General features: G+C 35.5%; 12 protein-coding genes and 1 tRNA gene. 9 read left to right on the forward strand and 4 right to left on the reverse strand.

Annotation, left to right across the window (positions count from 1 at the left end; all coding sequences use genetic code 11):
* Positions 1–314: 314 nt before the first annotated feature.
* From gmd to CSC80_RS04485, 3 genes are all read left to right on the forward strand, one after another.
* Complete coding sequence (gene gmd, locus CSC80_RS04475; RefSeq protein ID WP_058104095.1) at positions 315–1,427, forward strand: GDP-mannose 4,6-dehydratase; 1,113 nt, start codon at positions 315–317, stop codon at positions 1,425–1,427.
* A 44-nt stretch (positions 1,428–1,471) separates the two neighbouring features.
* Entirely contained in the window at positions 1,472–2,563 is a 1,092-nt protein-coding gene (locus CSC80_RS04480; RefSeq protein ID WP_099190077.1) for a GDP-L-fucose synthase, read from the forward strand.
* A 121-nt stretch (positions 2,564–2,684) separates the two neighbouring features.
* Complete coding sequence (locus CSC80_RS04485) at positions 2,685–4,031, forward strand: undecaprenyl-phosphate glucose phosphotransferase (protein WP_058104097.1); 1,347 nt, start codon at positions 2,685–2,687, stop codon at positions 4,029–4,031.
* A gap of 18 nt (positions 4,032–4,049) precedes the next feature.
* Here the strand turns inward: CSC80_RS04485 and CSC80_RS04490 are convergent, their stop codons facing one another.
* Positions 4,050–4,916: a DUF808 domain-containing protein gene (locus CSC80_RS04490; protein ID WP_099190079.1), complete on the reverse strand. Its 867-nt coding sequence runs from the start codon at positions 4,914–4,916 to the stop codon at positions 4,050–4,052.
* 115 nt (positions 4,917–5,031) lie between these two features.
* Here CSC80_RS04490 and CSC80_RS04495 point away from each other — a divergent pair, with 115 nt between their 5' ends.
* The 3 genes from CSC80_RS04495 to CSC80_RS19415 all read left to right on the forward strand — a co-directional run bounded on the left by CSC80_RS04495 (position 5,032) and on the right by CSC80_RS19415 (position 8,317).
* Positions 5,032–6,009: a Gfo/Idh/MocA family oxidoreductase gene (locus CSC80_RS04495; RefSeq protein ID WP_099190081.1), complete on the forward strand. Its 978-nt coding sequence runs from the start codon at positions 5,032–5,034 to the stop codon at positions 6,007–6,009.
* Between the two features lie 399 nt (positions 6,010–6,408).
* Positions 6,409–8,037: a carboxylesterase family protein gene (locus CSC80_RS04500; protein WP_099190083.1), complete on the forward strand. Its 1,629-nt coding sequence runs from the start codon at positions 6,409–6,411 to the stop codon at positions 8,035–8,037.
* A gap of 142 nt (positions 8,038–8,179) precedes the next feature.
* On the forward strand, positions 8,180–8,317 hold the full coding sequence (locus CSC80_RS19415) for a hypothetical protein (RefSeq protein ID WP_027065147.1): 138 nt from the start codon (positions 8,180–8,182) through the stop codon (positions 8,315–8,317).
* A 132-nt stretch (positions 8,318–8,449) separates the two neighbouring features.
* On the opposite strand, the gene dnaE is transcribed toward CSC80_RS19415, so the two are convergent.
* Positions 8,450–11,464 carry a DNA polymerase III subunit alpha gene (gene dnaE / locus CSC80_RS04505; RefSeq protein WP_099190085.1) on the reverse strand — a complete coding sequence of 1,005 codons (3,015 nt, stop codon included), beginning with the start codon at positions 11,462–11,464 and terminating at the stop codon, positions 8,450–8,452.
* A 220-nt stretch (positions 11,465–11,684) separates the two neighbouring features.
* Positions 11,685–12,899, reverse strand: a complete 1,215-nt coding sequence (gene dinB / locus CSC80_RS04510) for a DNA polymerase IV (RefSeq protein WP_074671642.1) — start codon at positions 12,897–12,899, stop codon at positions 11,685–11,687.
* A 335-nt stretch (positions 12,900–13,234) separates the two neighbouring features.
* On the opposite strand from dinB, the gene CSC80_RS04515 reads away from it, so the two are divergent.
* The 3 genes from CSC80_RS04515 (at position 13,235) to CSC80_RS04525 (ending at position 16,619) form a co-directional block, all read left to right on the forward strand.
* On the forward strand, positions 13,235–14,110 hold the full coding sequence (locus CSC80_RS04515) for a hypothetical protein (RefSeq protein ID WP_099190087.1): 876 nt from the start codon (positions 13,235–13,237) through the stop codon (positions 14,108–14,110).
* Positions 14,111–14,122: 12 nt separating this feature from the next.
* Positions 14,123–15,457: a phospholipase D-like domain-containing protein gene (locus CSC80_RS04520; protein WP_091607303.1), complete on the forward strand. Its 1,335-nt coding sequence runs from the start codon at positions 14,123–14,125 to the stop codon at positions 15,455–15,457.
* Positions 15,458–15,566: 109 nt separating this feature from the next.
* Entirely contained in the window at positions 15,567–16,619 is a 1,053-nt protein-coding gene (locus CSC80_RS04525; protein ID WP_099190089.1) for a DNA cytosine methyltransferase, read from the forward strand.
* Between the two features lie 103 nt (positions 16,620–16,722).
* On the opposite strand, the gene CSC80_RS04530 is transcribed toward CSC80_RS04525, so the two are convergent.
* A tRNA-Leu gene (locus tag CSC80_RS04530) sits at positions 16,723–16,802 on the reverse strand.
* Positions 16,803–16,958 lie beyond the last annotated feature (156 nt).

The raw sequence follows: 16,958 nt of genomic DNA on the forward strand, positions 1-16,958 counted from the left end.
TTTTAACAAGGTGAATTAGGTAAATATTATCCTAAATTTGTTTCACAACCATTAACCACAGTCATTTTAGGCGATTTAATCTATGATGAACTTCATACTTATTTTGTTTTAATCTAGGTAGTGGTAAAACATAATTTTACTTTTAAAACCAGTTTATTAACGATTTAAACGAACATCTTTTCTCATATAAATTTAATGAATACACTAAGTTTTTCACAGGAAAAATGTTTATCACCTAACAATTCAAACAATTTAGAACAAAATTTGGATTCTAATTAAACATAAAATATTATTTAAATTCATTTCACAGCACTATGAAAGTAGCATTAATCACAGGAGTAACAGGTCAAGACGGCGCTTATTTGAGCGAATTTTTACTGAAAAAAGGATACCAAGTTCACGGACTTAAAAGAAGAGCTTCTCTTTTCAATACTGATAGAATAGACCATCTTTATCAAGACCCACATGTTGAACATAGAAATTTTGTACTTCATTATGGTGATATGACCGATAGTACTAACCTGATTAGATTAATACAAGAGATTCAACCTGACGAGATATATAACCTTGCGGCCATGAGTCACGTCCATGTATCATTTGAAGTTCCTGAATATACAGGAAATGCGGATGGATTAGGTACTTTAAGAATATTGGATGCAGTTCGTCTACTAGGGCTAGAGAAAAAAACAAGAATCTACCAGGCGTCTACTTCAGAATTATACGGTAAGGTACAAGAGGTACCACAATCTGAAACTACTCCTTTTTACCCAAGAAGTCCCTATGCAGTTGCAAAAATGTATGCATTTTGGATTACGGTAAATTACAGGGAAGCATATAATATGTTTGCTTGTAACGGTATTTTATTTAATCATGAGTCGCCCATTAGAGGGGAAACTTTTGTTACCCGAAAAATTACTAGAGCTGCGGCACGTATTGGTCTAGGGCTACAGGACAAAGTATACTTAGGGAACTTAGATGCACAGCGTGATTGGGGCCATGCCAAAGATTATGTACGTATGATGTGGATGATTTTACAGGCAGACGAACCAGAAGACTGGGTTATTGCTACTGGTAAAACCACTCCGGTTAGAGAATTTGTACGAATGGCATTTGCAGAAATGGGTGTTGAAATAGAATTTAAAGGTGAAGGGGTTAATGAGAAAGGTTATGTAAAATCTTGTAGCAACCCAGAAATTCAACTAGAAATTGGCAAAGAAGTACTAGCTGTAGATCCTAAATATTTTAGACCAACAGAAGTAGAATTGTTAATTGGCGATGCTACAAAAGCAAACACCAAATTAGGATGGATCCCGGAATATGATTTACAAGGCTTGGTAAAGGATATGATGGTACATGACCTAAAACTGATGAAGAAAGACCAATACTTGAAAGAAGGCGGCTATGTAACTTATAACTATTTTGAGTAAGTAATAAACAATTATTTAAACCATTATTCAAGGTAAAATTCAAAATGTTAGAAAAAGAAGCTAAAATATATGTTGCAGGTCATAGAGGTCTGGTCGGTAGTGCAATAGTTAAGAACCTTAAAAATAAAGGCTACTCAAATTTAATTTTCAGAACACACAAAGAGTTAGATTTGACCGATTCTGTAAAGGTTTCACATTTTTTTGAAACTGAAAAACCTTCATATGTAATACTTGCTGCCGCAAAAGTTGGCGGCATAATTGCCAACAATACGTATAGGGCTGATTTCATTTATGAGAATCTCATGATTCAGAATAATGTGATTCACCAAAGCTATAAACATGGTGTGAAAAAATTACTTTTTTTAGGTAGTACCTGTATTTATCCTAAAAATTGTCCACAACCCATGAAAGAAGATTATTTGCTGACCGATACTTTAGAGTATACCAATGAGCCTTATGCTATTGCTAAAATTGCTGGTATAAAAATGTGCGAAAGTTATAATCTGCAGTACGGAACTAATTTTATTTCTGTAATGCCTACTAATTTATATGGTCCTAATGACAATTTCGACTTAGAAAAATCACATGTTTTACCAGCATTGATAAGAAAAATGCACTTAGGAAAAGCCCTAGAGAATGATCATTGGGATGCCATCTCATCTGACTTAAACGCCTTACCCATTGAGAGAGTCAATGGAAACTCATCAAAAGAAGAAATTTTATCAGTTCTAGATAAATACGGTATCAAAAAGAAAGATGATAACATTCATTTAGAAATCTGGGGAACAGGAAAACCAATGCGAGAGTTTCTTTGGAGTGAAGACATGGCAGACGCCTGTGTTTTCTTAATGGAACAAAGAGATTTTAATGACTGTTATGACCAAGATAATAAAGAAGTTCGCAATACGCATATTAACATAGGTACTGGTGTAGATATCAGTATTAAAGATTTAGCTGAACTTATTCAGCAGAAAATAGGTTTTAAAGGCAATTTATATTTTAACACAGAAAAACCAGATGGAACCCTAAAAAAACTAACAGATCCCTCAAAACTACATGACCTTGGATGGAAACACACCGTTTCATTATCACAAGGAATAGAACAAGTGTATTCTTGGTACACCACTAAGAAATAGTTGTCATTTACCTACAGATTTCTATCAAACTCAAATTTACCTGTTATCCATTGGTTGACACCAATGGATAACAGTAATAACCTATCATTAGCTCTTAAACCAACCATTATTAAAAGCTGAAATGAAGAAATCAATTTTCATTATTCCAATTTCATTTTTTGTACATATAATGTTCATAAACCTTACATTATACGTATACATACCTGAAACCTATCTAAATATTTATGGCATACTATATTATAACTTAACTTGGTTAATTGTTGCATACCACATTAACTTTTACCCTACTGCGAGAAGGGATAGTTTTATGACGAATTTCAAGAATTTTGTCGCACAATTTACTGTGTACGGGTTGGTTTATTTTACCTCTTTTATATTCTTTAACCAACAAACGTATACCCCTATTTATTTAGTTCTAGTATATCTTCAGATTTGTATTTTACTCACAGTTTTTAGAATACTATTTTACTGGGCGAGAAATTTATACCGTAAAAAAGGGTATAGCGAAATTAGAACGGTAGTAATTGGGCGAGATAAAAACTTACAAAAAGTAAAACGCATATTTGACAATCCTGAATACGGCTATCGTTATATGGGGTATTTTGATAATATTGAATCAAAAAATCCTTTTTATTTAGGCAATATTGAAAGTTCCTTTAATTACATTTTTGAAAATAACGTAGAGGAAGTTTATTGCATGGCTTCTAGACTCTCAAAATCAGAGATTCAATATTTAATAAACATTGCCGATAATAGTCTAAAGAAAGTGAAAATAATACCAGATAATAAAGAACTATTTTCAAGGGCAATGTCTTTAGAGCTTTATGGGCATGTGCCGGTACTAAATCTTAGGGCATCTCCTTTAGATCTAGATTATTCTAGCATTATAAAACGTTTATTCGATATTTTTTTCTCAAGCCTAGTAATTTTGCTAGTACTATCATGGTTAACTCCTATCATATATATCCTTATGAAACTTGATTCTAAAGGTCCTTTATTTTTTAAACAAAAGCGTCACGGGGTTAATAGAAAAACTTTTTGGTGTTACAAGTTTAGGTCTATGACCAAAAGCAAAAATAGTGACACCAAAATGGCTACCAAGAATGATATGCGTATTACTAGGTTAGGCAAAATTTTACGAAAGACCAGTATTGATGAATTACCTCAATTTATCAATGTATTAATGGGAGACATGAGTGTAGTTGGTCCAAGACCACATATGGTTGTACATACCGAGCAATATCAAAATTCAGTAGACAAATATCTAGTACGGCATTTCCTAAAACCAGGTATAACAGGCTTGGCACAGATTCAAGGGTACAGAGGTGAAATCATATACAAATCTGATATCATTAACAGAGTACGTTATGATATTTTTTATATGGAAAAATGGTCATTGGGATTAGATGCAAAAATTATAATCATGACTGTATATAATGCCATTAAAGGAGAAGAACGTGCATACTAAACAACTAAACCCAAGAACCTATTTTTTGAATATTGATTTGACTCCTTTAAAAATCAACAGAGCTACAAACCCCACTAAAAGTCCAGTTAAAAATTCCACAATAATACCTGGAACATTAGGCAATAGATGATGCAAAAATTCAATATTGTGTACAAATATTCCGCCAGAAACCAAAAGTAACGCTATTGTACCTATTACAGCAAGCGCTTTAATCACCTTAGGTAATGCGCTTACAAAAAATTGCCCTATTTTATCTGAAATGGTATTGGTCTCTTCATTTATGTTAATTAATCTAGCTCCAAACTCATCCATACGAACTATTAAAGCTACAATACCGTATACTCCAACCGTAGCTAACAAAGCAACAACTGAAACAACAGCTATTTGAGTAGTTAGGGGTTCTTCAATAACAGTTCCTAACGCAATGATCACGATTTCTATGGACAAAATAAAATCCGTTAGAATAGCAGATTTCACTTTTGACTTTTCCAGTTCTAAAATTTCCGCCTTGCTCATTGGTTGAGTATCGGCAGAAACATGATCATGCTTATGGGGTACAATAAATTCATAAATTTTCTCGGCACCTTCAAAAGCAAGGTAAACACCTCCTAAAATTAAAATCACTGTAACCGCCCAAGGCAAAAAAGCACTCAACAAAAAGGCTATAGGTAGAATTATAATCTTATTGAGCAAAGAGCCTTTAGTAATTGCCCAAAGTACCGGTAATTCTCTTTGAGAGACAAATCCTGATGCTTTTTCTGCATTTACCGCTAAATCATCACCGAGAATACCAGCCGTTTTCTTAGTAGCTATTTTACTCATTGACGCTACATCGTCCAACAATGCCGCTACGTCATCCAATACTGCAAAAAATCCTGATGCCATTTATATCATTTTGCTCAAAAATAATTCAACAAATTCATTATTAAGAATTCTATACCTAAAAAAGATAACCCATCCCTAATTTGTAACTTTAGTAAGAAATAAAAGGAGACCTTAAATGAAAGAAATTAATTGGGGAATAATTGGTTGTGGAGATGTTGCCGAAGTAAAAAGTGGACCTGCTTTTCAAAAAGTGGAAAACTCCAACTTGCTAATGGTCATGCGCAGAAATGAAGCTAAGGTCAAAGATTTTGCACAACGCCATGAGGTACCGTTATGGACTACCAATGCTGATGATATTATACACGACCCAAATATCAATGCAGTATATATTGCCACTCCCCCATCTTCTCACCTTACCTATACGATACAGGCTCTAAAGGCAAATAAAAATGTGTATTTAGAAAAACCAATGGCACTGAACCCAAATGAAGCTAACCAAATTTGTGAAGCATTAGTAAATAGCACAGGTAAATTAACCATGGCTCATTACAGACGTAAACTACCCGCTTTCTTAAAAGTAAAAGAATTACTAGAAATTAATGCTATTGGCAATGTGCTTCACGTTGGATTACAAGTTTTACAATCTAAAAATGAACTATTTGCTTCTGACAAAAAAGAGAATTGGAGAATACAACCAGAAATATCAGGTGGTGGCTATTTCTATGATCTGGCTCCGCATCACATAGATTTAATGCTTCACTTTTTTGGAGAAATTGATGAAATGCACGGCTTTACCAAACAATCTAACAATAGTCATGTGGAAGAAATAGTGAATGGGGTTTTATCCTTTAAAAATGGAGTTCAATTTCAAGGCATATGGAATTTTAATGTTTCCGAAGTGGATCAAAAAGATCAATGTATTATATATGGCACGGAAGGAAGTATTGCCTTTTCCTTTTTTGGCTCCAAAGTTCACCTTAATACTGAAATTGATAATAAAGAATATAAGTTCAACAATCCCAAACATGTTCAAGAACCCATGATAAAGGCAACTGTAGATTATTTTCTAGGATATAGCAAAAACCCTTGCTCTGCATTAGATGGATTAACTGTTATGAATATTCTAAATCAATTAAAGAAAAGTGAACACTAGACGCTTCATTTATCAATAGTTTCAAGTTCACTGAAAAACCCACAAACTTAAGTCCGTTATCTATCTACCAATAAACTTTAACTGAAAACAGCTTAAACAAACACCAATACACTATTATTTATAATCACTAGTTTCCCATATCGCCTAACAATACATTGAAACAATAACAATCATCATTCAATGTATTTCCACAAAAGGAGATATTGGATGAATCTTTAGTTGACAAGAAACTCACCTTAATACCTGAAAAAATCACCTTAACACCTCCCAATACCATTAAAAACCTATAATTAACCACTTATTTCCATTAATAATATAAATTTTTAACGTTTGTGAAATCAATTTGTTAAAAAATAAATGTATTATTGTCACACTTTGAGACAATAACTAACATCTATCATGAAAAATATACAAATTCTATTATTTAGCATCATTTTAAGCTTCAACTTTATGCTAGCCCAGGATACCAATTTTTTTTCTGTACAAGTACAAGTTGAAAACGGAATTATTGAGGGTAATTATGACACGCATACTGGAATTCAACGTTATTTTGGCATACCGTTTGCAAAACCTCCAGTAGGTGAGCTAAGATGGAAAGCCCCTCAACCTTTAGATAACTGGGAAGGCGTAAAGGAGACTAAAACATTTGGTCCTAGACCAATGCAAACTATTGTTTATGGCGACATGAAATCGAGATCAAACGGAGTTAGCGAAGACTGTTTATATTTAAATGTTTGGACACCTGCAGACCGTAATACCAAAGACTTACCCGTTCTTGTATATTTCTTTGGCGGTGGAAATGTAGTTGGTGATGGTTCTGAGCCCCGTTATGATGGTGAGAGTATGGCCAAAGAAGGTATTGTGGTTGTTACAACCAATTATAGATTGAATATATTCGGATTTTTGGCACATCCAGAATTAAGCGCAGAGGCACCATATAAGGCTTCTGGAAATTATGGATTGTTAGATCAAAATGCAGCTCTAAAATGGGTAAACAAAAATATTGCCGCTTTTGGAGGCAATCCTAATAAAGTAACTATTGCCGGAGAGTCTGCAGGATCTATTGGTACAAGTCAACAAATGGCATCTCCCTTGTCAAAAAATCTTATTGCAGGCGCTATTGGTGAAAGTGGTGCCGCTATTAAGCCAACGATGTCTCCCGTTAGTTTGGAAGAAGCAGAAAAAATCGGTTCAGACTTTCTAAAAAATACCGGTTATACTTCCATAACCGAATTCCGAAAATTGAGCTCTAGAGAGCTATATGAAATATATATCGAGTTAAATAAAATGCGTTTTCCTACTGTTTTAGACGGCTATTTTCTAACTAAAACACTACCTGAAATTTTTAAGAATAAAGAGCAAGCTATGGTACCTTTATTATTAGGATGGAACTCTGCCGAAATACCGGGTATGGCTTTTACCCAAGGTCCTTATACAAAAGAAAACTATGTAAACAAAGTCAAAGAAGCTTATCCAAAAAAATATGAAAAGGTATTAGAACTGTATCCTCATAGTTCTGAAAAAGAAATTCAATTATCTGCTACTGCTTTAGCATCTGACAGATTTATCTCTTATAGTACTTGGAAATGGTTCGACTTACATAGAAAAAATAGTGACCAACCGGTTTACAGATATCTATATAGCAAATTAAGACCCCCATTAGTAGATAACACTTTAGCTTCTGGTTTAGCCGGCGGCACAGTAGCAAAGGAATCAAATTCACCTACTGTTCCAAAAGCCGTGGGAGCACCACATGCTTGTGAAATTGAATACTGTATGGGCAATCTTTATCTCGTGGATGATTATGCCTGGACTGCAGATGATTATAAAGTTTCTAAAGTGATGATGACCTATTTCGCGAATTTTATTAAAACCGGAAACCCTAATGGCGAAGGACTACCAAAATGGAATCCTTCCAAACCCAACGACACAACTCCTCCGGTTATGGTTCTAGACACTGAAAGCAAATTAGTAAAGGCTCCCAATGATGAACGTTATGAGTTTTTAGATAAGTCTTTCAAAAATTAATTAGTAACTCCGTTCAAATACATCTCTTTTTCATTTTAATAGCATCTATGCTCTTAATAAGAAAAAGAGGTTTTTTATTGAAAAAAGTTTTTGAGCAACTTTTTACATCAATAGTAACCAAACAATATTATAAATTGCACCCATGAAAAAATTAATTCAAATTATTGGCGCATGGTACGGCGCAAAGAAAATAGGTGGTGGCAAATGTGGCTGCATAGGAACCGTTTTTGTATTTCTTATTCTGTATTGGATATTCGGTTATGTTTTAGAGGCTTTTTGAGGATGGTTGTTAGTTGTTAGTTTTCGGTTGATGGCTTTTACGCTGGGCGCATTGCGCTGAACATTATAAGAAGCTTTATCTGCGCAGAGCATATAGGGCTTTACAAATAGCGCTTCCTCTATTCTCTAATTTCTATTTTCTCTTCCCAGTTTTCTTTTGGTCAAAAACCTTGACGCTAGTTTTCATATCGGCATATCTAGGGTCTTGTATAAAATCTTGTTTTTGTAGTTTTATAACTTCTATACTTAGGAAACCAAATTCACTGACCACTTTACCATAAAACCGATAAATTCCTCGTCCTTTAAACATATATTTTGCTGCCACCGGCGGAAATAAGACCGTATCAAAAACCTGCCCTTGTTGATCTAATAGTGTTGCAAAGTACATGGCTTTCTTTGTATGTGTTCTGGTGCGCTTTACTGTAATTAAATATCCGTAAATATCTATATTCCTACCTAAGTACCGCTCTAAATCTTTACTACTACAAGTATTTAACGGCTGTTCTAACAACAACTGAAACGGACTGCATAAACTAAAGCCCAACAATTCTAATTGTGTAAAGGCAACTTCTAAATGGGTGCTATATAATGATGGAATTTCAAAATGTTGGTGTCGTGGCACAAACAATTTAGGGTGATCCGCTTTTTTAGTCTTATTTAAAAACAAATGTGCTTTCCACAGTAGTTCGTGCTTATTGGTTTTTGTAAACCTAAAAGCATCAATCCGTATTAAAATACTCACTTGCTCTATGGAGATAATCAACCGATCTAAAAAATCTTCTAACGAATGAAACTTCCCATTAAGAAAGCGCTCTTTTAAAATACGCTCCATAACCCGTTGTTCCAATTCTCGCAGATAGCCTAACCCTAAATACAAATCTTTACCATAAATGCAATTACCCGCATTACTTCTATTTACGCAAGGCGGATGTATAGTTGCGCCCAACATACGAGCTTCGTGCACATAGAATTCGGGTTTGTAGAATCCGCCACCATTATTAAGCACCGCCACCATATATTCTAGCGGATAATACGCCCTTAAAAACAAACTCTGATAACTTTCTACCGCGTATGATGCCGAATGCCCTTTTGCAAAAGCATAGCCGGCAAAACTTGCCACTTGATTCCACACCTCATTAATAAGCTTTTCCGTATAGCCCTTTTTACGGCAGTTATCTATAAATTTATCCTGTACTTTTTGAAACTCTTCTCGCGAGCGAAATTTACCGCTCATACCACGACGTAACACATCGGCTTCACCTAAATCTAAATCGGCAAAATGGTGGGCAACTTTTATCACATCTTCTTGGTATACCATAACTCCGTAGGTCTCTGGCATAATTTCTAGCATCACCGGATGAGCCAACTCTTCTGCCCTGCCCTTGTTGCGATGCCGAAGAATATATTCTCGCATCATACCACTTTTAGACACTCCAGGGCGAATAATGGAACTTGCCGCCACCAAACCTAAATAGGTATCAACCTCTAGCTTTTTCAACAACATACGCATAGCGGGAGATTCTACATAAAAGCAACCCATGCACTGCGCTGTTTTTACCATGTTATTGATTTTGGGGTCGTTTTTAAATGCTTTGATATCGTGAATATCGAATTTGGCAAATTCCTCAGGGCGGTCACGTTCCAAAATATCGAGCGTTTCTTTTATTTTGGAGAGTCCGCGTTGGGCAAGAATATCAAACTTAAAAATACCGACATCCTCGGCAATCACCATATCAAATTGTGTGGTAGGAAAACCTTTTGGGGGCATATTGGTTGCCGAAAACCAATGAATAGGTTGTTCGGTAATTAAGATTCCCCCGGCATGTATACTCAAATAATTGGGCATGCCGTGTAGCAACTGAGTGTATTTTAATACCAAAGCCGATATATTATCTAACCTGCTGGCTTGAAAATCACCGTTGCACAACACATCTATTTCATCTTTTGGCAATCCAAATACCTTACCCAATTCTCGAATTACCCCTCTAGACTGAAACGTAACATAGGTACCCAACAAAGCAACGTTCTTGAACCGATTAAAAATATACTCCGTCATTACCGGTCTGTCCCGATGCGAAAAATCAATATCAAAATCTGGCGGATTTACACGATACAGATTAATAAAACGCTCAAAATACAAATCGAGCTCCATAGGGTCCACATCGGTAATAAAAAGCAAATATGCCACAATACTATTGGCACCACTACCACGCCCCACATAAAAGAATTTCTGCTTACGGGCATAAGAGATGATATCCCAATTAATAAGAAAATAAGAGACAAAATCCATTTTTTTAATGAGGTAGAGCTCTTTCTCTAAGCGATCTAAAACAGCTTGGTTTATTTCTGGATACCGCTTAGGCAAGCCCTCTTGACACAGCTGTTCTAAAAACACCTCATCTTCTGCCTTGCTCCCTAAATACACATTTAAATTCTGTGGTTTTCGTTCCAAGCTAAAATCGAAATGAATAGCACAATTATTCATTAAACGCTGGGTATTTTCTAAAATAAAGCTATGCTCGGAAAAATGCGCTGCCAAATTTGGTATGGCATACATTTTCTCATCTTCACTAGCTTGTTCAGTAACCGACAGCATACTCAACAAGGTGTTATTAGCAATGGCGCGTAGCAACCTGTGAGCATTAAAATCGCGCTTATTTCTAAAGGTTACAGGTTGTAGCAATACAATTTTATCGTGCTGCTCTAACAACTTTGAAAATCGTAACCGTTTTAGCTCATTGACCGAAACCCCAATAAACTCATGTTCTGCAAAGACTTTCTTTTCACTCTCTAAAACTTTCTCAAAAGGATAAATAACAAAGACATTTTTAAACTGCGGAGCTATTTCAGGAATGTTCTTTTCATGATGAATGTGATGCGATAAAAAATCGTTGAGCTCTAAAAACCCTTCGTTATTCTTAGCTATACCCACAAAACAAGGTTCAACCCCGTTTCTAAAATCGATTCCTAAAATGGGTTTTATATCATATTCTGGAGCTTTACGAACAAAATTTAAACAAGCCGATGTGTTATTGATATCGGTCAATGCCAGTTGCGTAACCCCATGATCTTTTGCCAATTGCAACAGCTCCAGTTCCGAGAAGGTTCCGTAGCGAAGGCTGTAATATGTGTGGCAGTTTAGGTACAAAATTCGTTGTTCGTTTTTGGTTGTTCGTTTTTTTGCGCTGTTCGCTTGACGCTACGCGCAGTGTGCTTTTTTTTGCGCTTTGCGTGTGGCGCTCAGCGTGTTGCGCAATGCGCTCCCTTTCTTCTTCTTTTCTCTCCTCAACAAACAACAGGTCTCGACTGCGCTCGACCGGACATCAACACCCAACATCATTTCATTCCCCCTTTGAGGGCTAGGGGGCTTACAGTTTCCGATGTGCCAATACAACAGGCGGCAAGCCATTAAAAGGATTATGCATTCTACCAATGGTCTTTGCTCCCATGCCCGATGCCCGCAATACACTTTTATCTCCGTAGCGTTTTCGTATGTTATCCATAGCATTGTAAAGGCTTAGAATTTCTTCGGTATCATCGAACAAATTGATCTGGTAATTACCCGATACTAAATGACTAAAACGTATACCTATTAAGCGTACTAGCAACCTACGGTTATACAGGTTTTTGAACAGGTCTAAAATTTTAGGTATTAAAATATGATCTGCGCTGGTATAAGGAATACGCATTTGCTTTGAGTAAGTATTAAAATCTGAATATCTGATCTTTACCGAAATACAAGCTGTTAGCTTCTCGCCTCTTCGTAATTGGTAGGCTAGGTTTTCGGTCATAGCAATGAGAATACCGCGCAGCCTGTTGACATCAATAGTATCTTTGTCAAAAGTTCGTTCTGTAGAGATAGACTTTCGTTCGTTGAACGGAATCACGGGTGTATTATCAATGCCATTGGCTCGTTTCCAAATAACGCCACCATTGGCACCCAACACACGCTGCATTACCTCCATGGGCATTTCTTGTACAGTACGTACTTGGCGCAATCCTAAATTTCGTAATGTTTGATAGGTTTTATCGCCCACCATAGGTATTTTTTTGATGGACAGCGGTGCCAGAAAAGGCTTTTCCAATCCCTCATCTATTTTTAATTGATTGTTAGGTTTTGCCTCGTTCGTAGCCACTTTAGAAACTACTTTATTTGCTGAAAGTCCAAAAGAAATAGGAAGCCCCGTTTCCCTAATAATCTTCTTTCGCATGTCAGATGCATATTGGTAGCAACCAAAAAAACGGTCCATACCGGTGAGGTCTGCATAAAACTCATCTATGCTCGATTTTTCGAATACGGGCACATACTCTTTTATAATTTCGGTTACAATATCTGAGTGCTTACTATAGTCACCCGCATTACCTCTAATGACAACAGCTTCGGGACAAAGTTCTCTTGCCATTTTCATGGGCATACCAGAATGTACCCCAAAGCCACGGGTTTCATAGCTACACGCTGCCACTACACCACGGTCTCCTGTACCGCCTACCAACAAAGGTTTATGCTGTAACTCACGATTATTTAATCGTTCTACGGACACATAAAAAGTATCTAAATCTATATGTAAAATGGTCTTGCTCATAACTACCCCTATAAAAAAGCGGGACAGCTAAATTATGGATTATTTCCAATTATTAGGATTATTTCCATTTTTTAACATTGAAAAATGAAGAAAAAGATTCTGAACCAAAAGGACCATATACTTAATGCCTACTACACTACAAACTACTTACTATCAACACAATAAAACACACAACTTACCTCCCATTGCAAATATTCATCTTCTATATTATTTCAAAAAAATAGTAGCATTTATATTAATTTAATATAGTTTTTCGTTAAATGTCATATATCTTGTAGATTATAAGGGTCTTGAATAATTACTACTAAGACTATCTTTAAGATTAGAAAGTACATATGCGCCAACTTCATTTTATATTTTTATTTGTTTTATCATTATCATCTACTATTGCCCACACGCAAGAGATATCTACGATAAACATTACTTCTCCAAATGAAAACACAATCTGGAATATTCCAGAAAAAATAACATTAGAGTGGAATACCGTAAAAATAGATACCAGTAAGTCTATTCGTTTTTTTCTAGTTAGAAATGAAATGGTGGTACAAGAACTAGGCTCTTTTAAGAACGATGGTTTTGAAAGCGGAATAGAATTAGCAAAAAATATAGGTTCTGGCAATAGATACCAGGTAGTTGCCATAGAATTATTTCCTGATGACAAATACAATATTGCCAAAAGGGTAACACCTTTTTTTACCATTACCAATGCAGCCTCTGACGAAAGAAAGAAAAAGCAGCAATTAGCAAATGCCAATACGGTTGCCCCTAAAAAAAAGAGAAAGAAATCTAAAGTAAAAACAAAGGAGCAAATTGTCCCGGCGCAAACAGAAGTTGCCCAAGCCCAAGAGAAACCTGAAGTAAGAGAAAGTTTTGATGGAAGAAAAATCTCCTACACCAAAGAATTTGAATTCGATTCTGAACACATTATTGTAAAAATTTGGGACCATGGCAGGCAAGATGGTGACATCGTATCTATTTACCTTAACGGAGTACAAGTAGTAAAAAAGTATTATCTAACCTATTGGAAAAAAGAGTTTAAAATTAAATTAGACCCCAATAAATCTAACGATCTTTTTCTCTATGCCCATAACCTAGGCGACTCGCCCCCAAATACCGTAGCCGTGGAAATCACCGACGGAAAAAAATCAGAAAATATTGTTCTTAACTCAGATTTACAAAGTTGTGAAGCGGTTTTGATCAGTGTAAAATAACCAACACTGAGTATGCCCATCCATTGCTATTTTGATGAACCTGATAATTATAAAAATCAATTCGATTTTTATGAACAGGGTGGCTCCCCTTTCTTACTTCAAGAATTTATACGCACTATTGAAAACGATAAGAACAATATTGAGGAAATCAATATTTCATGGTACCTGTTCAACAATCAATATTTGTACGACTATCTTAAAAAGCTAGCCGCCAATGGCATTACGGTAAATGTAATTACTATTCCGCTAGAGGGCTATGACAACAACAATCCTAAAGTTTTAAAAAACCTTGATACCGGAAAAAAAACAACTCAAGAACTTACCAAATATAATTTAGCAAGAAAGATTTTTGGGGAAGTTTACAGATCTACATCTCTCAAAAATTTTCATTTTTATGTATTCTCCCATCTTTATGTTCGCAGCGCGAATATTAAAAAATTCTCAAGGGGCACCTTACCGTATTCCCTGCATATAAAATCTGCCTACATAAAAAAGAAAAACGGCTATTTATTATTAATGAGCTCATCTAATTTAGCCGTAAGGGATTTGGTAAAAAATGAATCTATGATCTGTATTGAAAACGAACCTGGTTATGAAGAAACGGCCAACACGTTTTACAAGAATTTGATAGAGCGTTCTATTGCCATAAAAGATTACAGGTCTTCACTGAATACAACATGTAACACCCATGATAAGGCAGTATTTCAATTTTCCGATTCAATATATATCACCGCTCCTTTTTACGACAACTCTGCTAACCACCTAGAAATAACTTTGATCAATTACCTAGAAGCGGCAAAAGAAAAAATAATCCTTTGCGCGCAACATTTAGCGGCATTTAATTATAATTTCTACGCCACACATCACTCTACTTTAGAAAAAAATGAAACCAGACAAGGTATATTGGGCGTGGTACTAAAAATGGCAGACAAAGGAATCAGCGTCACCTGTTTATCTCAAACATTTGCTCCATTACCCCAAGACGAACAAAAATTTAAGGATGTAAAATTCAGAAGTCCGGTAAACACCGGGAATTTCCAAAAATTCTACAATCAGCTTAAAAACACCAAAAACGCAACATACTTTATCAATAATGACATTCACTCAAAATATATCATCATAGATAATCTTCTTATCTATTGCTCTTACAATTTTACCCCTACACAATTTATATATTTAGATGATGTGAACATCCCTACATTTAAGAATATGCCAAATGTAAGTTATACCGGTATTCATTGCGAGGTGGGAATGCATGTTGTCATAAAAGACCGTAAAATTATCAAATCTTTTGAAGCCAATGTAGCGAATATTAAAAATAAGAAGCAGACCATACAAGTGAAATAGATACTTGGTTTAAAAGCATTTTGAAAATCTAAAATGTATTTTTGTAATAACAATAGCATTTAAAATCAAGATATTGTTTAGAACAAAAACAATTGAATAGCACAAAAAAATGAATGTAGTATCCTTTTTTGCCGGAGCGGGCGGTTTAGATCTTGGTTTTGAACAAGCAGGCTTCAATGTCATTTGGGCAAACGAATATGATAAGGATATTTGGGAAACGTACGAGAAAAATCATCCGGATACTATCTTTGACAAAAGAAGTATTGTAGACATCCCTGCCGATGAAGTTCCCGATTGTGACGGAATCATTGGCGGACCACCTTGCCAAAGTTGGAGTGCAGCAGGTGCTGCCAGAGGCATTCAAGATAAACGAGGGCAACTTTTCTATGATTTCATTAGAATTCTTGAAGCCAAACAACCCAAATTCTTTTTAGCAGAAAATGTAAGCGGTATGCTTATTCATAAGCACAGCACAGCACTTGATGGCATTAAAAAACTTTTAAAAAATGCAGGTGTAGGTTATGACCTATCATTTCAAATGCTAAATGCAAGCGACTACAATGTACCACAGGATAGAAAAAGGGTGTTTTTTATAGGTATTAGAAAAGATTTGAATTTTAAATATGAATTTCCTACCTATACCTTCCCCAAAGTAACTCTTGAAACTGCCATACATGACCTAAAAAGTAACGCCATACCTGCATTGGAATATAATAATACCAATGGTACAAATTGTAAGGTAGCCAATCATGAATATATGATCGGTGGTTTTTCTACCATGTTTATGTCAAGAAACCGGGTTCGTAATTGGGATGAACAATCTTTTACCATACAAGCTGGCGGCAGACATGCACCTTTACATCCACAGGCGCCCAAAATGAAACTGATAGATAAAGATGTTAGAATCTTTGTCCCAGGAAAAGAACACCTTTACCGAAGGTTAAGTGTGCGCGAATGTGCCAGAATACAAACTTTCCCCAATGATTTTACTTTCCATTACAAAAAAGTAGCAGCAGGTTATAAGATGATCGGTAATGCCGTACCTGTGAATTTGGCAAAATTTTTGGCTGAAAGTATTATGGAGCAATTGAAGGTAAATGAGAAAATTACACCTAAAAAGGCAAGAGCGAAGAAAATTAAAATGGATAACATAACAAGCTAATTAAATAGCAAGTTCAATTATTCCACAAAATCAACATTAGCAATATCAGAATTTTACAAAAATCAAAAACCCTCTTAATCAAATGATTAAAAGGGTTTAGAAGTACTCGAGGCGGGAATCGAACCCGCACTCCGAAGAACTGGATTTTGAATCCAGCGCGTCTACCAGTTCCGCCACTCGAGCATATTTGCCATTCAAAATTGGCATCCTATCAAAATAGGACTGCAAAATTAAATAATAATTTTCTTTCTACCACTAAAAATATCAATATTTATGCATTAGCAACCAAAATTAATTTTTAAATTTGCACCTTCTAAAAAACAAGTGCTTCCCACCACA

It is taken from the genome of Maribacter sp. 6B07, from assembly GCF_002700155.1.
Taxonomy (GTDB): domain Bacteria; phylum Bacteroidota; class Bacteroidia; order Flavobacteriales; family Flavobacteriaceae; genus Maribacter; species Maribacter dokdonensis.

Coding starts and splice junctions, on each gene's coding strand:
- gmd (WP_058104095.1), top strand. CDS start 315: ATGAAAGTAGCATTAATCACAGGAGTAACAGGTCAAGACGGCGCTTAT.
- CSC80_RS04500 (WP_099190083.1), top strand. CDS start 6,409: ATGAAAAATATACAAATTCTATTATTTAGCATCATTTTAAGCTTCAAC.
- CSC80_RS04480 (WP_099190077.1), top strand. CDS start 1,472: ATGTTAGAAAAAGAAGCTAAAATATATGTTGCAGGTCATAGAGGTCTG.
- CSC80_RS04495 (WP_099190081.1), top strand. CDS start 5,032: ATGAAAGAAATTAATTGGGGAATAATTGGTTGTGGAGATGTTGCCGAA.
- CSC80_RS04525 (WP_099190089.1), top strand. CDS start 15,567: ATGAATGTAGTATCCTTTTTTGCCGGAGCGGGCGGTTTAGATCTTGGT.
- CSC80_RS04490 (WP_099190079.1), bottom strand. CDS start 4,916: ATGGCATCAGGATTTTTTGCAGTATTGGATGACGTAGCGGCATTGTTG.
- CSC80_RS19415 (WP_027065147.1), top strand. CDS start 8,180: ATGAAAAAATTAATTCAAATTATTGGCGCATGGTACGGCGCAAAGAAA.
- dinB (WP_074671642.1), bottom strand. CDS start 12,899: ATGAGCAAGACCATTTTACATATAGATTTAGATACTTTTTATGTGTCC.
- CSC80_RS04515 (WP_099190087.1), top strand. CDS start 13,235: ATGCGCCAACTTCATTTTATATTTTTATTTGTTTTATCATTATCATCT.
- CSC80_RS04520 (WP_091607303.1), top strand. CDS start 14,123: ATGCCCATCCATTGCTATTTTGATGAACCTGATAATTATAAAAATCAA.
- CSC80_RS04485 (WP_058104097.1), top strand. CDS start 2,685: ATGAAGAAATCAATTTTCATTATTCCAATTTCATTTTTTGTACATATA.